The sequence below is a fragment of the Streptomyces sp. NPDC091972 genome (assembly GCF_044756385.1).
Classification (GTDB): Bacteria; Actinomycetota; Actinomycetes; order Streptomycetales; family Streptomycetaceae; genus Streptomyces.
This window is the reverse complement of the sequence record NZ_JBIVSV010000006.1, coordinates 502339-518303: the sequence shown is the minus strand read 5'-3', so window position 1 is coordinate 518303 and position 15965 is coordinate 502339. Positions and strand designations below refer to the sequence as shown.

The following is a 15965-nucleotide window of genomic DNA, read 5'->3' as shown; positions in this document are numbered from 1 at the left end:
GATCCCGCAGACCCCAGGAAGCCACCCCACTAGAACGTCAAGGCAAGCTCAAAATTGTTTTGCGAATACATGGCCCATCGCTGGCAGTTCAATGATTGCCGCCGAAAAACCTCGCCGGATTTTTCATCAGTCTAAAGATTCGAGGAAAGAAAGTGCAAAATAATAGGCGGACCCGTTTGCCCCTGTCGTGGGCACGATGGCTGGTCGTAGGCACTGCCACTCTCGCGGTCAGCGGGGTGGGCAGCATTCCCGCTCTCGCCAACCCGGCAGGTTCAGCGATGCGCGCTGTCGCGCCGCATGCATCAGCCAAGTCATCTACCTGGCTGACCGAAGACCAGGCGCTGGCCAAGGCGCGAGCTACAGGCAAGCCGGTCCAGGCGACGGCCGCCACGACGGACTCCTCCACGCTGACCGCCAACCCGAACGGCACGCTGACGCTTAGACAGACCGTGGCTCCGGTACGCCGGTTGGTGCACGGCAAGTGGAAGAGTCTGGATCCCACCCTGGTGCGACACGCGGACGGTACGGTCTCCCCCAGAGTCACCACAGGCGTGCTGGCCCTCTCCGGCGGCGGCACGGGTGCACCGCTGGCGAGCATGCGGGCCGGCAGTGGCTCCCTGGCTGTCTCGCTCCCTGCAGCGTTCGCCCTGCGCACGCCTACCCTGTCCGGTGCGACAGCCACCTACCCGGACGTACTGCCCGATGTGAACCTCGCTGTGACCGCACAGGACACCGGCGGGTTCAGCGAAGTCCTCATCGTCAAGAACGCCGCGGCCGCCGCGAACCCCGCGCTGACCGGCCTGAACCTGTCCACCAAGGCAACCGGGGTCACCCTGACCAGTGACCCGGCCGGTGACATCACCGCCAAGGACCGCACCGGGCGCACCCTGTTCTCCGCCACCGCCCCCACTATGTGGGACTCCGCCCGACCCGGTGCCAACGTCCCCAAGGCGACTGACCCGCATACCGGTCAGACCGTGGACCGGCGCAACGGCGCCCCCCTCTCCTCCAGTCCCGCATCACCAGGTGACGCCGCCCACAAGGCGAGCCTGAAGGCCGCCTATCACGCGGGCCGCATCAGCCTGTCCCCCGACCGCAGCCTGCTGACGGGCAGGCACACCGTCTACCCGGTCTACATCGACCCCACCTTCACACCTTCTGGGCAGACCGACACCGTCCAGGCCTGGGCGTTCGTCGACAGTGAGTGGCCCGACACGGCCTTCTGGAAGCCCGCTGCCTCTACCCCCGGACCACTCCACGTCGGTTACACCGACTGGACCTCCGACGTCTCCACCAACCGCGCCTTCTACCAGACCAGCATCCACAGCAGTATCTGGGGCGCGCAGGACGTGATCGACTCTCATATCTCCTTCTACGAGAACTGGTCCGCTTCCTGCACCGCCGAAGCCGTCGACCTGTACTGGACGGGATCGATCACCTCCAGCACGACCTGGAATCACCAGCCTGCGCGGCTGAGGTCCCTGGGCTCCCAGTCCGTCGCCCACGGCTGGTCCACCTCCTGCGGCCCCGCGGACGTCACCTTCGACATCCGCAGCTTCATGGCCCAGGCCGCAGGCAGCAAGTACTCAAAGGCCACCTTCGAACTGAAGGCCGCCGACGAGGGCAATGACCTGGCGTGGAAGCAGTTCAGCAAGCAGGCCACCATCACCACCACCTATGACCACAAGCCCAACACTCCGACCTCGCTGACCACGAGCCCGGCTACCAGTTGCACCGCCGCCACTCCCACCACGCTGGGGCTGGGTGACGTCACCTTGCGCGCCGGGGTGTCCGACTCGGACGGCACCACCAGCGGCCTCACCGCGAACTTCACGCTGAAGAACATGGCCAGCGGCAGCACCTACACGCGCGCGATCGACGCCACCAGCGGCACCACTGCCAGTACCGCCTTCTCCCACACCAGCACCTCAGGTCCCTTCCAGGCACTTACAGCGAAGACCGAATTCGCCTGGTACCTCACCGTCACCGACCGCGATCTGACCAGCGACCAGTCAAAGACCTGCCACTTCTACTACGACCCCACCGCCCCAGGCGCCCCCGACATCAGCCCTGCCACGTCGTCTACGAGCCAGTGCCCGGAACTCACGGACAGCCCCTCGGGCGACAGCCTGTGCACCGTGGGCACCGCCGCAAGCTTCACGATCACAGACACCAACACCACCTCGGCTCCCGGCAGTTACCGCTACCAGCTCAACGGCGGCAACCCCATCAGCATCAGCGCTTCAGGGTCCAGCCCCTACAGCGCGAACATCTCGCTCAAGCCGACCACTCAGACCAACGTCCTGACCGTCACCGCCGTCGGCGCCAGCGGCAACGTGGGCGATACCTACAACTACCTGTTCATCGCCCAGGCCCCCGCCACCGCCACCAGCGACGACCTCAACGGCGACGCCAACGCTGACCTGCTGACCGTCGGCGGCAAGAACTCCTTGCCCGCTGGCCTCTGGCAGGCCACCGGCAACGGCAGTGGACAGCTCAACCCCGCCTCCCGCAATATCGGCATCGACGGCAACGGCGTCTCCACCACCCAGACCGCCACCTCCTTCACCGGCACCCAGGCCATCACCGGCCACTTCTTCACCGGGACCGGCTTCAACGACGTCCTCGACTACCGCTATGACACCTCCACCGGCGCCATCAGCGGCGAAATCCTGCGCGGACAGGGCGATGGCACCGACCTCCAGACACGAGCGGACGGCAGCGACCACACCCAGATAACCGATGCCACCGCCACCTTCGGCATCACCGACACGACCTTCAACGACGACGGCACCACCACCGACACCACCACCCCGGCTACCTCCATAGCCAGCGGCGGCAGCCTGTACAACACCGTCAACGGCAATGCCGCCACCGGCTACCCAGACCTGCTCCTCCTGATCAACGGCTCGCTCTACGACGAGCCGTCCTTCGACGGGAAGGGCAGCTACGTCGGCACGGACCAGGCCACCGATCTGGCCGACTACAACCCCTATTGCCTGGCCCAGAACACCAGCACCACCACCAATTGCAGCATCGGCTGGAGCGGCTGGACGATCACCAGCACCCTCGACGCAAGCGGACTGCCGGCGCTGTTCGCCCGAGACACCAGCACCGACACCAGCGACCCCTCCCACGGCCAGCTCTGGTACCTCAGCCCCGCCAACCTGCAGTCCCTGACATACGACACCCTCTACAACGGCGCCACCGACAGCACCCTCACCTCCGTCGAGGCCGCCACCAGCGGCTGGGACTCCGTCAGCCAGCCCACCCTCCAGGCCGCCGACATCAACAACGACCACATCCCCGACCTGTGGACCATCAGCAGCACCGGTATCGCCACCGCCCATGAGATGACCCTCACCGGCACCGCCGCCAGCTTCACCACCCCCACCGGTCAGGCCCTGAGCACCGACACGCACGACTGGCCGCTGAACGACTACGACACCACCGCGCACACCGCCGACGACACCGCCACCAGCGCGATCACCCTCACCGGCACCAGCGGCATCAGCGCCCCGACCGGCGGCCTGTTCGACCCCGACGTCCAGCTCGATGCCACTAACCACGACTACCTGCAGGGCAGCAAAGCCCTGGACCTGACCAAGTCGTTCACCGTGTCCGTCTGGGCCGACCCCACCGCCTACGGCGGCGCCGTGCTCTCGCAGAGCGGCAGCGCCGACTCCGGCATCCTGCTCCTGCCCACCACCAGCGGCTGGCAGTTCAGCCTCAACACCGGCTCCGGCACCGCCTGGACCTTCGACACCATCACCGGCGGCACCGTCCACCTCGGCACCTGGGCACACCTGACCGCCACCTACGACAAGACCACCGGCGTGATGAACCTCTACGTCGACGACGTCTTCGTCGCCACCGGAAGCCACACCGCCCCCACCACCGGTGCCAGCGGCAACTTCCAGCTCGGCGACGCCCTGAACGCCTCCGCACGTACCGACTACTTCACCGGTGAACTCGCCCGCGTCCGCACCTGGACCGGCTCAGCCGTCCCACCGGCCCAGCCCTACACCCCGGCCGGCTACCACCAGGCCGTCACACCCACCCGCATCCTCGACACCCGCAGCAGCAGCGGCCTGACCTACACCAGCGGTATCACCACCGGCGCCAGCACTGTCACCAACGGCTCCGTCACCAGCCTGAAAATCGCCGGCGACAGCGTCACCTCACCCGTCAGCGGCGCCCCGACCACCGTGCCCGCCTCGGTCACCGCGGTCGCCGTCGACGTCACCGCCACCGGCGAGAGCGACAGCGGCTTCGTCACCACCTACGCCGACGGAACCCAACGCCCCATCACCTCATCCACCAACTTCGCCGCCAACACCACCGCCACCGGCTACCAGATCGTCCCGGTCGGCAACGACGGCAAGATCGACCTCTACACCCACGTCGACAGCACCAGCGGCACCACCGCCCTCATCGTCGACCTCACCGGCTACTTCACCAGCAACGCCACCTTGACCGGAGACCAGACCTACACACCACTCGCCAACGCGGTGCGTGCCCTGGACACCCGCTCCAGCATCGCCCACACCAACCTCACCAGCACCGGCACCGTGGCCGCCGGCACCAACTTCACCCTCCAGATCACCGGCCTCAACGGCATCCCCGCCACGGCCACCGCCGTCGCCGTCAACCTCGCCGCCGCCAACGCTGCAGGCGCCGGCTTCCTCCAGGCCTACGCCACCGGCTACGCCCCCACCGCCGACACCAGCCTCAGCTTCAACAGCGGCAACAGCATCGCCTCCCTGTCAGGCGACGTCCCCATCGGCACTTCCGGAACCATCACCATCTCCGTCCACGGCAACGCCACCGCTGTCGTGGCCGACATTTCCGGCTACTACACCACCACAACCACCGGCCAGAAATTCCACACCCTCAACCCCACCCGTCTCGTCGACACCCGCAGCGGCATCGGCGGCACCAAGGGGGCCGTCGCCGCCAACACCGCTTACATCCTCACCACCGCCACCACCCAGCAAGTCACCATGGCCACCACCCCCACCCTCGCCGCCATGCTCACCGTCACCAACACCGCCGCTGGCGGCTACGCCACCGCCTACCCCACCGCTTCCGGCGAACCGGCCACCAGCAACATCAACTGGGGAACTGGCGACACCCTCGCCAACCTCACCCTCACTCCCACCGACACCAACGGACAGATCAGCATCTACAACAACAGCTCTGGAAGTACCGACTTCGTCGTCGACTGCAGCGGCTACTACACCTGACACAGCACGGACACCGAAGGGCCGAAGGGCCGGCCTGCAAACCAGCGGTCGGCCCTTCGGCACATACCGCGACGTCCGCTTCAGCCTCGGCCGCGAACGCATACCCGAAACCAGACTTCCCGCGTCGGAGGCCGCTTGACCTACTCGGCATCGCCTGACCTGCAAGATCACCCGCAACCCGGACTTTGAAACGACCTTGCCTCATGCCTCCCTTGCCGGGCACGAGAAGACCTTGCGGGAGAGGCAGTACCTGTGTGTACTGCTTCGCCCGCAAGACCCACAGCTATCTCGACCTGGACACCGGTCTCGGCTTCGACTCCCAGATCGTGGTCAAGGTGAACGCGCCCGAGCTGCTGCGCCGCCAGCTGGCCTCGCACCGCTGGACCGGCGACCACATAGCGATGGGCACCAACGTCGACTGCTACCAGCGCGCGGAGGGGCGCTACCGGCTGATGCCGGGCATCCTCGCCGCCCTGCGCGACCACGCCAACCCCTTCTCGATCCTGACCAAGGGCACGCTGATCCTGCGCGACCTCGACCTGCTCCGGCAGGCCGCCGCGGTGACGGACATCGGCATCTCGGTCTCGGTCGGCTTCACCGACCCCGAGCTGTGGCGCACCGTGGAGCCGGGCACACCCGCTCCGGAGCGGCGCCTGGACGTCGTACGGACCCTGGGCGAGCACGGCATCGGGTGCGGGGTGCTGATGGCCCCGGTGATCCCGTTCCTGAGCGACAGCCCCGCGCAGTTGCGGGCGACCGTGCGCGCGATCGCCGCCGCCGGGGCCACCTCGGTCACCCCGCTGGTGCTGCACCTGCGGCCGGGCGCCCGCGAGTGGTTCATGGCCTGGCTGAACCGGGAGCACCCGTATCTGGTACGCCGTTACGAGCGGCTCTACGCGGACGGCGCCTACGCCCCGAAGTGGTACCAGCGCCGGATCACCCGTCAGGTCCATGAGCTGGCACAGGAGTACGGCATCGGTCCCGCGGGCGCGGGGATGCCGCGACGGATCCGGGAGCCGGAGCCCGAGGTCGCGCCGGTGTCCGAGCCGGTACAACTCACGTTGATCTGAGAGCGTTCGAGCGCATCGGACTGACCAATCGGGTCAAGTTCTGTCAGAACACGTTCTTCCGGGCGTACTTTCCGGGACGATGCCGCGTGGACCGTGAGCCTCGCGGTCCGCCACCTCCGTCCTGGGAGGACCCCATGAGAAAACGCGCAGCCGTGCTGTGCGGTGCCGCGGTCGTCGTGGCCGGGACCTTCACCGCCGTCCCCGCCGACGCCAGCGCCCCGCAGAACACACCGACCTCTCCGACCGTTCGAGCCGCCCCTGCCGCGAAGCCCGCCTGGAAGAAGTGCGGCACCGCCGACTACCCGACGCTCCAGTGCGCGTCCCTCAAGGTGCCGCTCGACCACGCGAACCCGCGCGGGCGGCAGATCACCCTCGCGCTGTCCCGGGTCCCGCACACCGCGAAGAAGTACCAGGGCCCGCTGCTGGTCAACCCCGGCGGCCCCGGCGGCAGCGGTCTCACCTTCGCCGGGTTCATCGCCTCCGGCCTGCCCAAGGCGGTCGCGGCCCAGTACGACGTCATCGGCTTCGACCCGCGCGGGGTGGGCGCGAGCAAGCCCGCCCTCGACTGCAAGCCGGGCTACTTCCACCCGGTGCGCCCGGACTCGGTGCCGAGCACGGCCGCGATCGAGCGGGCCAACCTCCAGCGCGTCAGGTCCTTCGCCGCCGCCTGCGGCCGTAAGTACGCCGACGTGCTGCCGTACATCGACACCGTCAGCGCCGTGCGCGACATGGACGCGATCCGCCGGGCCCTCGGCGCGCAGCGGATCAACTACTTCGGCTACTCGTACGGCACGTACCTGGGCGCGGTCTACGCGAAGCTGTTCCCGCACCAGGTGCGCCGCCTGGTCCTGGACTCGATCGTGGACCCGACCGGCGTCTGGTACGACGACAACCTCGCCCAGGACCACGCCTTCAACGACCGGCACCGGGCCCTGATGGCCTGGATCGCCAAGTACGACTCGACGTACCGGCTCGGCACCGACCCGGAGCAGATCGAGGCCAAGTGGTACGCGATGCGCGCGGCCCTCGCCAAGAAGCCCGCGGAGGGCAAGGTCGGCGCCTCGGAGCTGGAGGACACCTTCATCCCGGGCGGCTACTACAACGGCTACTGGCCCTACCTGGCCGAGGCGTTCGCGGCGTACGTGAACAAGAAGAACGCCGACCCGCTCGTCGAGGCGTACGAGAACTTCGGTGCCGTCGACGCGTCCGGGGACAACGGCTACAGCGTCTACACGTCCGTGCAGTGCCGTGACGCCTCCTGGCCGCGCGACTGGCGCCAGTGGCGGAAGGACAACTGGTACGTGTACGAGCAGGCGCCGTTCATGACCTGGAACAACGCCTGGTACAACGCGCCCTGCGCGTTCTGGCCCACGACCTCGCTCTCGCCGGTGAACGTCGCCAACGGCAAGCTGCCGCCGGCGCTGCTCTTCCAGGCGACGAACGACGCGGCCACCCCGTACCAGGGCGGTGTCACGGTCCACCGGCTGCTGGCGGACTCCGCTCTCGTGGTCGAGCAGGGCGGCGGGAACCACGGCATCACGCTGAGCGGGAACACGTGCCTGGACAAGCACCTGACCGCGTACCTGACCAACGGCACGGTGCCGCGCGGCGGTGGCGAGGCCGACGCGGTGTGCAAGGCACTGCCCGATCCGAAGCCGCCGGCCTCCAAGGCGGCGTCGACGTCCTCGCGCGGCGCGGCCCTGCACGGACTGCTCGGCGTCCGCCGCTGAGCCCCTGACGCTCCGTCGGGGACGGGCGTTGTCAGTGCCGTGGTCCACCATGGACGCATGAGTGAGCTGACCAGGATCCCCGCCCCCGACGGTGTCGCCCCCGCGGCCCAGTACTCCCACGTGGTGCTGGGCCACGGCCGTTTCGTGGCGGTCTCGGGCCAGGTCCCCCTCGACGAGGACGGCGAGCTCGTCGGGGGCGGCGACGCCGCCGCCCAGGCCCGCCAGGTCTTCGAGAACCTCCGCCGCTGTCTGGCGGCCGCCGGAGCGGGCTTCGACGAGGTCGTCAAACTTACCTATTTCGTGACGGACATGGCCCACATGCCGGCGATCCGCGAGGCGCGCGCCGCCCACATACCCGACGACCGGCTGCCGGCGGCCTCGGCCGTGCAGGTGGTGGCGCTGGTGCGGCCGGAGTTCCTGATGGAGATCGAGGCGTTCGCGGTGCTGGACCGGTAAACGGCGAGCCGGTGAGGCCGGAGGCTGCCTAGGGTGCCGTCATGGACGACGACCGCCTTCTCATCCGCCCGATGACCCTCGCCGACTGCGACCGCGTGGCCGAGATCCGGGTCCGCGGCTGGCAGAGCGCCTACCAGGACCTGATCCCGCGGTCTTACCTCGACGCGATGAGCGTGACCCGGGACGCCGAGCGGCACCGCACCCGCTTCGTCCAGGGGGACGGCAGCGTGGTGAACCTCGTGGCCGAGTGGGACGGCGAGGTCAGGGGCTGGGCCTGCCACGGCCCGTACCGGGACGGCGAGGTCCGCACCGCGGACGCCGAGTTGTACGCCGTCTACGTGGACCCCCGGCACTACGGCAGGGGCATCGGAAACGCCCTGCTGCTGGAGGCCCTGTGGAACCGCACGGCCCTGGGCCACGACCGCATGTACCTGTGGGTCCTCCGGGACAACAGCCGTGCCCGCCGCTTCTACGAGAGGGCGGGCTTCGCGGCCGACGGCACCGAGGAGCCCTTCGAGGCGGACGGCGTGCCGGTGCCGGAGGGGCGGTACGTGCGGGCGCTCGGTACCTGACGGCTCACCGCTGCTTCGGGATCCGCGCCAGCGCGTGCACCGCCGCCTCCGCGAGCGCCGGATGCGCGAGGGCCTCGCTCAGCACGGGTCTGGCGCGGGCGTCGGCCAGCGTGCCGAGGCCCTCCACGCAGGCGAGGGCCACGCGCCGGTAGGGGTCGTGCGGGCGCAGCCTGCGTTCCAGCGTGGTGATGAGGGCGGGTACGGACTCGGGGGCGCGCAGCTCGGCCAGCAGCCTGACCGGGTGCAGGGCGTAGGCGACCCGCAGTTCGTTGGTGGCGAGGGCGGCGGCCGCGCGGGCCGTGCGCGGATCGTCCAGCCGGGCGAGCGCGTACGCGGCGGCGGCGCAGCGCGGCGGATCGCGGTGGTTGAGCAGCAGGACGAGCGACTCGAAGGCCCGGCGGTCGCCGGCCAGGCCGAGGCGGAACGCGGCCAGTTCGCGGGCCCACAGCGGCTGTCCGGGCTCGGTGAGCACCGCGGCCAGTTCGTCCGGGTCCTCGGTCGCCGTCAGGCGGTCGAAGGCGGCCGACGCCCCCGACTCCTGCCGTAAGCGCTCCGTGAGCGATCGCAACTCTTCGTCCATGAACCCGAGGTTAGGCGGCCCGCCCGGCGTGCGGGACGTACATCACAAATCCGGGGGCTGGCGCGCTCGTTACCCACCGGTTAAGCTCAGACGAGCGAGTTACCCACTCGTGGAACTCCTCGCGGTGGCCTGGTGACGCAGTCGCCGTGAGAGCTGTCGGTTCGGTACCTCGGGTACCACCAGTACGACCCGGCTTGGGACAGGGCCGGTCGGTTCCACCGTTCTCCGGGCATGTGCGATGCCCGCGACGACGGTCCGGGCGTGTGCGCTCGCAGCCCGGCAACACCCGCATCCAGCAGTTCTTCTCCGCTCCCGGTGCGCCTGTCGGCGTACCGGGTCGCGCTCCCAGTCGTCACCCTCATTCCTGGAGTTCCGCGATGGCCACTCCCCTGTCCGACCCCTCCCCGTCCCCGCTCCGGAAGATCGCCGTCGTCGGCCTCGGCACCATGGGCACCGGCATCGCCGAGGTCCTCGCCCGGGCCGGCCGCGAGGTCGTCGGCATCGACATCAGCGAGGCACAGGCCGCCCAGGCCGTCGCCGTCCTGGAGACCGCGACCGCCCGTGCCGTGGAACGCGGCCGGCTCACCGGGCAGGAGCGCGCGGACGTCCTCGCCCGCGTCCGCACCTCCACCGACCTGCGGGCGGCGGCCGACGCCGACCTCGTCATCGAGGTGGCCCCGGAGTCGTACGAGATCAAGCACCAGATCTTCCGCGAGCTCGACGGGATCGTGCGCCCGGAGACGATCCTCGCGACCGGCACCAACGCCCTGTCCGTGACCCGTCTGGCGGCCGACTCGGCGCGCCCGGAGCGGGTCCTGGGCCTGCACTTCTTCAACCCGGCACCCGCGATGAAGCTGGTCGAGGTCGTCTCCTCGGTGCTCACCGCCCCGGCCGCCGTCACCGCGGTCACCGACCTCGCCCTCGACCTCGGCAAGGAGCCCGTCGCGGTCGGCGACCGGCCCGGATTCGTCGCCGACGGGCTGCTGTTCGGCTACCTCAACCAGGCGGCCGCGATGTACGAGGCGAAGTACGCCTCCCGCGAGGACATCGACGCGGCGATGCGGCTCGGCTGCGGCCTGCCCATGGGTCCCCTCGCCCTGCTCGACCTGATCGGCGTCGACACCGCGCGCACGGTCCTGGAGGCCATGTACTCCGAGTCCCACGACCGGCTGCACGCCCCCGCCCCGATCCTCAAGCAGCTCAGCGAGGCGGGTCTGACGGGCCGTAAGTCGGGGCGCGGCTTCTACACCTACGAGGCGCCGGGCAGCGCGACGGTCGTGCCGGACGCGCTGACGCCCTCGGGGAGCTCCGCGCAGGTCCCCGGCCGCGAGGTCCGCTCGGTCGGCGTCGCGGGCTCGGGGACCATGGCGTCCGGTATCGCCGAGGTCTTCGCCAAGGCCGGGTACGAGGTCGTGCTCGCCGCCCGCAGCGAGGAGAAGGCGCAGACGGCGAAGGCCCGTATCGGCAAGTCGCTTTCCCGCTCTGTCGGCAAGGGCCGCATGACCGCCGAGGCGGCCGCGCAGACCCTGGACCGGATCACCGCCGCGGGGTCGTACGAGGCGTTCGCGGACGTCGACCTCGCCGTCGAGGCCGTCGCCGAGGACCTGGAGATCAAGCGGCAGCTCTTCCAGGCGCTGGACAAGGTCTGCAAGCCGGGCGCGGTCCTGGCGACCACGACCTCCTCGCTGCCCGTCGTCGCCTGCGCCCGCGCCACCTCCCGTCCGCAGGACGTGATCGGCATGCACTTCTTCAACCCGGCGCCGGCGATGAAGCTGGTCGAGGTCGTCCGCACGGTCCTGACGGCCGAGGACGTGCACGCCACGGTCCGCGAGGTCTGCGGCCGGATCAAGAAGCACGCGGTCGACTGCGGCGACCGCGCGGGCTTCATCGTGAACGCCCTGCTCTTCCCGTACCTCAACAACGCGATCAAGATGGTGCAGGAGCACTACGCGTCCCTGGACGACATCGACGCGGCGATGAAGCTGGGCGGCGGCTACCCGATGGGCCCCTTCGAGCTCCTCGACGTCGTCGGCCTGGACGTCTCGCTCGCGATCGAGAAGGTCCTGCACCGCGAGTTCCGCGACCCGGGTCTGGCTCCGGCCCCGCTCCTGGAGCACCTGGTGGCCGCGGGCTGCCTCGGCCGCAAGACCGGCCGTGGCTTCCGCGAATATGCCCGCCGCTGACCACGTCGGCGACTGGTTCACCGGCGGCGAGGACTGGGGCGGGCTGCTCGATCCGGGCGGTCCTCCCCCGCCCGCGCGGCCCGGCGGCTCCCCGCCGGTCCGGGGCGGGACAAACCCCGGACACGCGCACCAACCTGCGCACATGCAGTACGTTCGGGTCATGTCCCAGCCCGCCAAGTCGTCCCGTACACCAGCCGCGACCGACGCGCCGGAGAGTGCCGCAGGCAGCCGCGCGGCCGCCCAGCGGCTCAAGATGCGCCGAGAACTGGCCGCCGCCGCGATGGAGTTGTTCTCCACCAAGGGGTACGAGGCGACGACCGTCGACGAGATCGCGGCCGCGGCCGGTGTCGCCCGCCGCACCTTCTTCCGCCACTTCCGCTCCAAGGAAGAGGCGATCTTCCCCGACCACGACGACACCCTGATCCGGGCGGAGGCCGTGCTGAACGCGGCCCCCGCGCACGAGCACCCGCTCGACACGGTGTGCCGCGGCATCAAGGAAGTCATGAAGATGTACGCGGCGCGGCCGGAGATCTCGGTCGCCCGCTACAAGCTGACGCGCGAGGTGCCGACGCTGCGGGAGGCCGAGATCGCCTCGGTGGCCCGCTACGAGCGGCTGTTCACGCGGTACCTGCTCGGACACTTCGACGAGCACGCGCACGACGACGACGCGAACGACGATCCGCTGCTGGCGGAGGTCGCCGCGTCGGCCGTGGTCACCGCGCACAACCACGTGCTGCGGCGGTGGCTGCGGGCCGGCGGGCAGGGGGACGTGGAGGCGCAGCTGGACCATGCCTTCGCGATCGTGCGGAAGACCTTCGGGACCGGGATCGGGGCGGGCCGCACCGCGGTCCCCCAGCCGCCGACGGAGGCGACGGTCTCCACGCAGGGCGAGGTCCTGGTCGCGGTCGCCCGCACCGACGCGCCCCTGGACGAGGTGATGCGCACCATCGAGCAGGCACTCAAGGAGCACTCCTGACGCAGGCGTCAAGGGGCCGGCACCGGGAAATCCGGTACCGGCCCCTTTTTCGTGTTCGAAGAAATGTTTCTCTTCGAACTCTCCGCCAAGGATGAACCAGCTCCTCCGCGATCTTCACCGAAAATCCCTCTCGCACCTTGTCGGCATGGCAGGCTTTCGAATCGTCGGAAAGACAATCCGCGGCCTGGGGAGGCCGGCGGTCCCGGCGTGAACACCGGAACAGAGCCTCGGGGGAACAGGGGAATGGGGCCCGGTGCACGCCTTCGCACCATCCTTTTCCGCCGCCTGCCCGCGGCATTTTTCAGGGGGGATTTCCTTGTCCTTTTCCACTCCGCCCGTCGTCGGCATCATCGGACTCGGTTATGTCGGTCTGCCGACGGCTCTCGCCCTGCTGGAGTCGGGGCTGACGGTCATAGGCGTCGACGTGGACGCCGCCCGGCTGGACGCCATCCGCGCCCACCGCGTCGACCTGGTCCCCGACGACCACCGGCGGCTGCGCCTGCACACCGGTGACGGCCCGGGCGCCGAGCGCCTCGTCCTGACCACGGACCCCACGGCCCTGCGCACCGCCGAGACGGTCCTGATCTGCGTCCCGACCCCGGTCGACGACCACCTGGTGCCCGACCTGCGGGCCCTGTCGGGCGCCTGTGCCACCGCCGCGGCCCAGGCGGTGCCCGGCCAGACCCTCGTCCTGACCTCGACCAGCTACGTCGGCACCACCCGGGACCTGCTGCTGGGCCCGCTGGCCGAGCGCGGGCTGCGGGTGCCCGAGGACGTGAGCGTGGCCTACGCCCCGGAGCGCATCGACCCGGGCAGCACCGAGCACACCCAGAGCACGACCCCGCGGGTGGTCGGCGGGGTGAGTCCCGAGTGCACCCGGCGCGCCGCCGACGTGCTGCGGCGCACCGGCGCCGAGGTGCACGAGGTGCTCTCGCCCGAGGCGGCCGAGATGACCAAGCTGCTGGAGAACACCTTCCGCGCGGTCAACATCGCCCTGGCCAACGAGTTCGCGACCATCTGCGGAGAGCTGGGCCTGGAGGCCCTGGAGGTCATCGAGGCGGCGGCCACCAAGCCGTACGGGTTCATGCCGTTCTTCCCCGGCCCCGGTGTGGGCGGGCACTGCATCCCCTGCGATCCGCACTACCTCCTTTGGCAACTGCGCGAGAAGCGGGTCGCCTCGCCGCTGATCGACACGGCGATGACCGCGATCGCCACCCGGCCGCACGCGGTCGTGCAGCGCGCCCGGGAGGTCCTCGCCGACGGGGGTGTGCCGCTGCGCGCGGCGCGGGTGCTGGTGGTCGGGGTGACGTACAAGCCGGGAGTGGCCGACCTACGGGAGTCGCCGTCCCTGGAGATCATGGCCGCCCTCGGCGAGGCCGGCGCCGAGGTGGCGTACACCGATCCGCTCGTCCCGTCGGTTTCCGTGGGCGGGCGACGGCTGCGGTCCGAGACCCAGCCCGGCGAGCGGGACTGGGACCTGGTGCTGGTCCACTGCGTGCACCCGCGCCAGGACCTGTCCTGGATCGGGGACGACCTCCCGGTGCTGGACACCACCTACCGGCTGCAGGACCTCAAGCAGCGGGTGGTGGTATGAGCGTCCAGGCAGAGCGGCCCGCCCCTCCCGGCTCCTCCCGGTTCGTGCCCGGGCAGCGGGGCGCGCCGCGGCCCGGCCGGGCCCGCCTCACCGCGCTGACCGACCGCATGGACCCGGGGGTACGGCACGCCGCGCGCCGCCTGCTGGTGGTGATCGTGCTGCTGCCGCTGCTGCTGATCCTGGCCCGCGAGGCGCCCCGGCTGGTCCAGGCCCCCCTGGTGCTCGGGTACGGCTTCCTGGTCCTGACGGTGACCGTCTCCATGCTGTTCATCGCCTACAGCCGCTACGACGACCCGTCCCGGCGGACACTGCGCGGGCGCCCGCGCCGCCTGGACCGCTTCCCCGAGCTGCCCGCGCGGCCCCGGGTGAGCTTCCTGGTGGCGGTCAAGGACGAGGAGGACGGCATCGAGGCGTGTGTGCGCTCGATGGCCGGCAGCGACTACCCGGACCTGCAGATCGTGGTGGTCGACGACGCCTCCACCGACGGCACCCGCGCGGTGCTGCGGCGCCTGGCGCGCGAGCTTCCCCTGCGGGTGCTCTGCCTGGACCGCAACGTCGGCAAGAAGCACGCCCTGGTCCGGGCCGCCGAGGTCGCGGACGGGGACGTGATCGCCTTCACCGACTCCGACTGCGTGCTCGCCCCCGACGCGCTGCGGCGGTGCGTGACCGCGCTGCGGCGGCACCGGGAGCTGGGTGCGGTCAGCGGCCACGCGCGGGCGCTGAACGCCGACGAGAGCGTGCTGTCCAGGGCGCAGGACGTCTGGTACGAGGGCCAGTTCCGGGTCGCCAAGGCCGCGGAGGCCACCTTCGGGTCCGTCTCGTGCGTGTCCGGGCCGCTCGCCGTGTTCCGCAGGGACGCGATCCTGAACTACCTGCCCGCCTGGGCCGGCGACCGTTTCCTCGGCGGTGAATTCCGGTTCGCCACGGACCGGCAGCTCACCGGATACGTGCTGGGCCAGAAATGGAAGGGGCGGAAGTTGAAGGCGCAGTACGCCGATTCCCCTTTCGTCACCGAACGGGATTACGCGGAACTGCCGTGGCGTATCGGCTATGTGCAGTCCGCGAAGGTCTGGACGACCGTGCCGGCCCGGTTCCGGCCTTTCATGCGGCAGCAGGTGCGCTGGAAGAAGAGCTTCATCCGCAATCTCTTCTTCACCGGCACCTTCATGTGGCGCCGCGGACTCGGCCCGGCGGTGCTCTTCTACGGGCACGTCCTGTGGGTGCTGTGCGCCCCGCTGATGGCCGTGCGCCACCTGGTGTGGGCCCCGTACCACGGGCTGTGGTTCCTGACAGGGCTGTACCTGGGGGGTGTCCTGCTCAAGGGCGTGGTGTGGGGACTGGCCTTCAAGGCGGACAACCCCCGCTCCACCCGGTGGCGGTACCGGCCGCTGATGAGCCTGTTGTCGTCGGTGGTGCTGTCCTGGCTGCTGCCGTACTCGCTGCTGACCATCCGGCGCGGCGTCTGGTCGAGGAGGCTGTCATGAAGGCCGTACGGGCCGTCGGACGGGGGCTGGCCGCGCTGCTGGCCGCGGGCGTCGTCATCGCCCTGTATCTGCTG

At 70.1% G+C, this 15965-nt stretch carries 9 protein-coding genes and 1 pseudogene; 9 read left to right on the top strand and 1 reads right to left on the bottom strand.

Features of this window, described 5'->3' with window-relative positions:
• Positions 1-278 precede the first annotated feature (278 nt).
• From ACIQJT_RS21275 to ACIQJT_RS21255, 5 genes and pseudogenes are all read left to right on the top strand, one after another.
• Positions 279-5246, top strand: a complete 4968-nt coding sequence (locus ACIQJT_RS21275; RefSeq protein ID WP_402645624.1) for a LamG-like jellyroll fold domain-containing protein — start codon at positions 279-281, stop codon at positions 5244-5246.
• Between the two features lie 236 nt (positions 5247-5482).
• Positions 5483-6316, top strand: a pseudogene (locus ACIQJT_RS21270) (radical SAM protein); the annotation flags it as partial.
• A 134-nt stretch (positions 6317-6450) separates the two neighbouring features.
• On the top strand, positions 6451-8046 hold the full coding sequence (locus tag ACIQJT_RS21265; RefSeq protein WP_402645621.1) for an alpha/beta hydrolase: 1596 nt from the start codon (positions 6451-6453) through the stop codon (positions 8044-8046).
• Between the two features lie 57 nt (positions 8047-8103).
• A complete protein-coding gene (locus tag ACIQJT_RS21260) occupies positions 8104-8502 on the top strand; it encodes a RidA family protein (protein ID WP_402645618.1) in 399 nt (132 codons plus the stop codon).
• A gap of 41 nt (positions 8503-8543) precedes the next feature.
• Positions 8544-9074 (top strand): GNAT family N-acetyltransferase, encoded by a 531-nt coding sequence (locus tag ACIQJT_RS21255; RefSeq protein WP_402645615.1) that lies wholly within the window; start codon positions 8544-8546, stop codon positions 9072-9074.
• Positions 9075-9078: 4 nt separating this feature from the next.
• Here ACIQJT_RS21255 and ACIQJT_RS21250 read toward each other — a convergent pair whose 3' ends face one another.
• A complete protein-coding gene (locus ACIQJT_RS21250) occupies positions 9079-9654 on the bottom strand; it encodes an adenylosuccinate lyase (RefSeq protein ID WP_365458548.1) in 576 nt (191 codons plus the stop codon).
• A gap of 377 nt (positions 9655-10031) precedes the next feature.
• Between ACIQJT_RS21250 and ACIQJT_RS21245 the strand changes: the two genes are divergently transcribed.
• From ACIQJT_RS21245 to ACIQJT_RS21230, 4 genes are all read left to right on the top strand, one after another.
• A complete protein-coding gene (locus ACIQJT_RS21245; RefSeq protein ID WP_402645611.1) occupies positions 10032-11837 on the top strand; it encodes a 3-hydroxyacyl-CoA dehydrogenase family protein in 1806 nt (601 codons plus the stop codon).
• A 160-nt stretch (positions 11838-11997) separates the two neighbouring features.
• Positions 11998-12813: a TetR family transcriptional regulator gene (locus tag ACIQJT_RS21240; protein ID WP_365458542.1), complete on the top strand. Its 816-nt coding sequence runs from the start codon at positions 11998-12000 to the stop codon at positions 12811-12813.
• Between the two features lie 316 nt (positions 12814-13129).
• Entirely contained in the window at positions 13130-14407 is a 1278-nt protein-coding gene (locus ACIQJT_RS21235) for a nucleotide sugar dehydrogenase (RefSeq protein ID WP_402645608.1), read from the top strand.
• Positions 14404-15891 (top strand): glycosyltransferase, encoded by a 1488-nt coding sequence (locus ACIQJT_RS21230; RefSeq protein ID WP_402645605.1) that lies wholly within the window; start codon positions 14404-14406, stop codon positions 15889-15891. Before ACIQJT_RS21235 ends, ACIQJT_RS21230 begins: the two co-directional genes overlap by 4 nt.
• Positions 15892-15965 lie beyond the last annotated feature (74 nt).

What these genes read in the sequence shown, in the direction of transcription:
- ACIQJT_RS21275 (WP_402645624.1), top strand. Translation starts at nt 279, where the DNA reads ATGCGCGCTGTCGCGCCGCATGCATCAGCCAAGTCATCTACCTGGCTG.
- ACIQJT_RS21265 (WP_402645621.1), top strand. Translation starts at nt 6,451, where the DNA reads ATGAGAAAACGCGCAGCCGTGCTGTGCGGTGCCGCGGTCGTCGTGGCC.
- ACIQJT_RS21260 (WP_402645618.1), top strand. Translation starts at nt 8,104, where the DNA reads ATGAGTGAGCTGACCAGGATCCCCGCCCCCGACGGTGTCGCCCCCGCG.
- ACIQJT_RS21255 (WP_402645615.1), top strand. Translation starts at nt 8,544, where the DNA reads ATGGACGACGACCGCCTTCTCATCCGCCCGATGACCCTCGCCGACTGC.
- ACIQJT_RS21250 (WP_365458548.1), bottom strand. Translation starts at nt 9,654, where the DNA reads ATGGACGAAGAGTTGCGATCGCTCACGGAGCGCTTACGGCAGGAGTCG.
- ACIQJT_RS21245 (WP_402645611.1), top strand. Translation starts at nt 10,032, where the DNA reads ATGGCCACTCCCCTGTCCGACCCCTCCCCGTCCCCGCTCCGGAAGATC.
- ACIQJT_RS21240 (WP_365458542.1), top strand. Translation starts at nt 11,998, where the DNA reads ATGTCCCAGCCCGCCAAGTCGTCCCGTACACCAGCCGCGACCGACGCG.
- ACIQJT_RS21230 (WP_402645605.1), top strand. Translation starts at nt 14,404, where the DNA reads ATGAGCGTCCAGGCAGAGCGGCCCGCCCCTCCCGGCTCCTCCCGGTTC.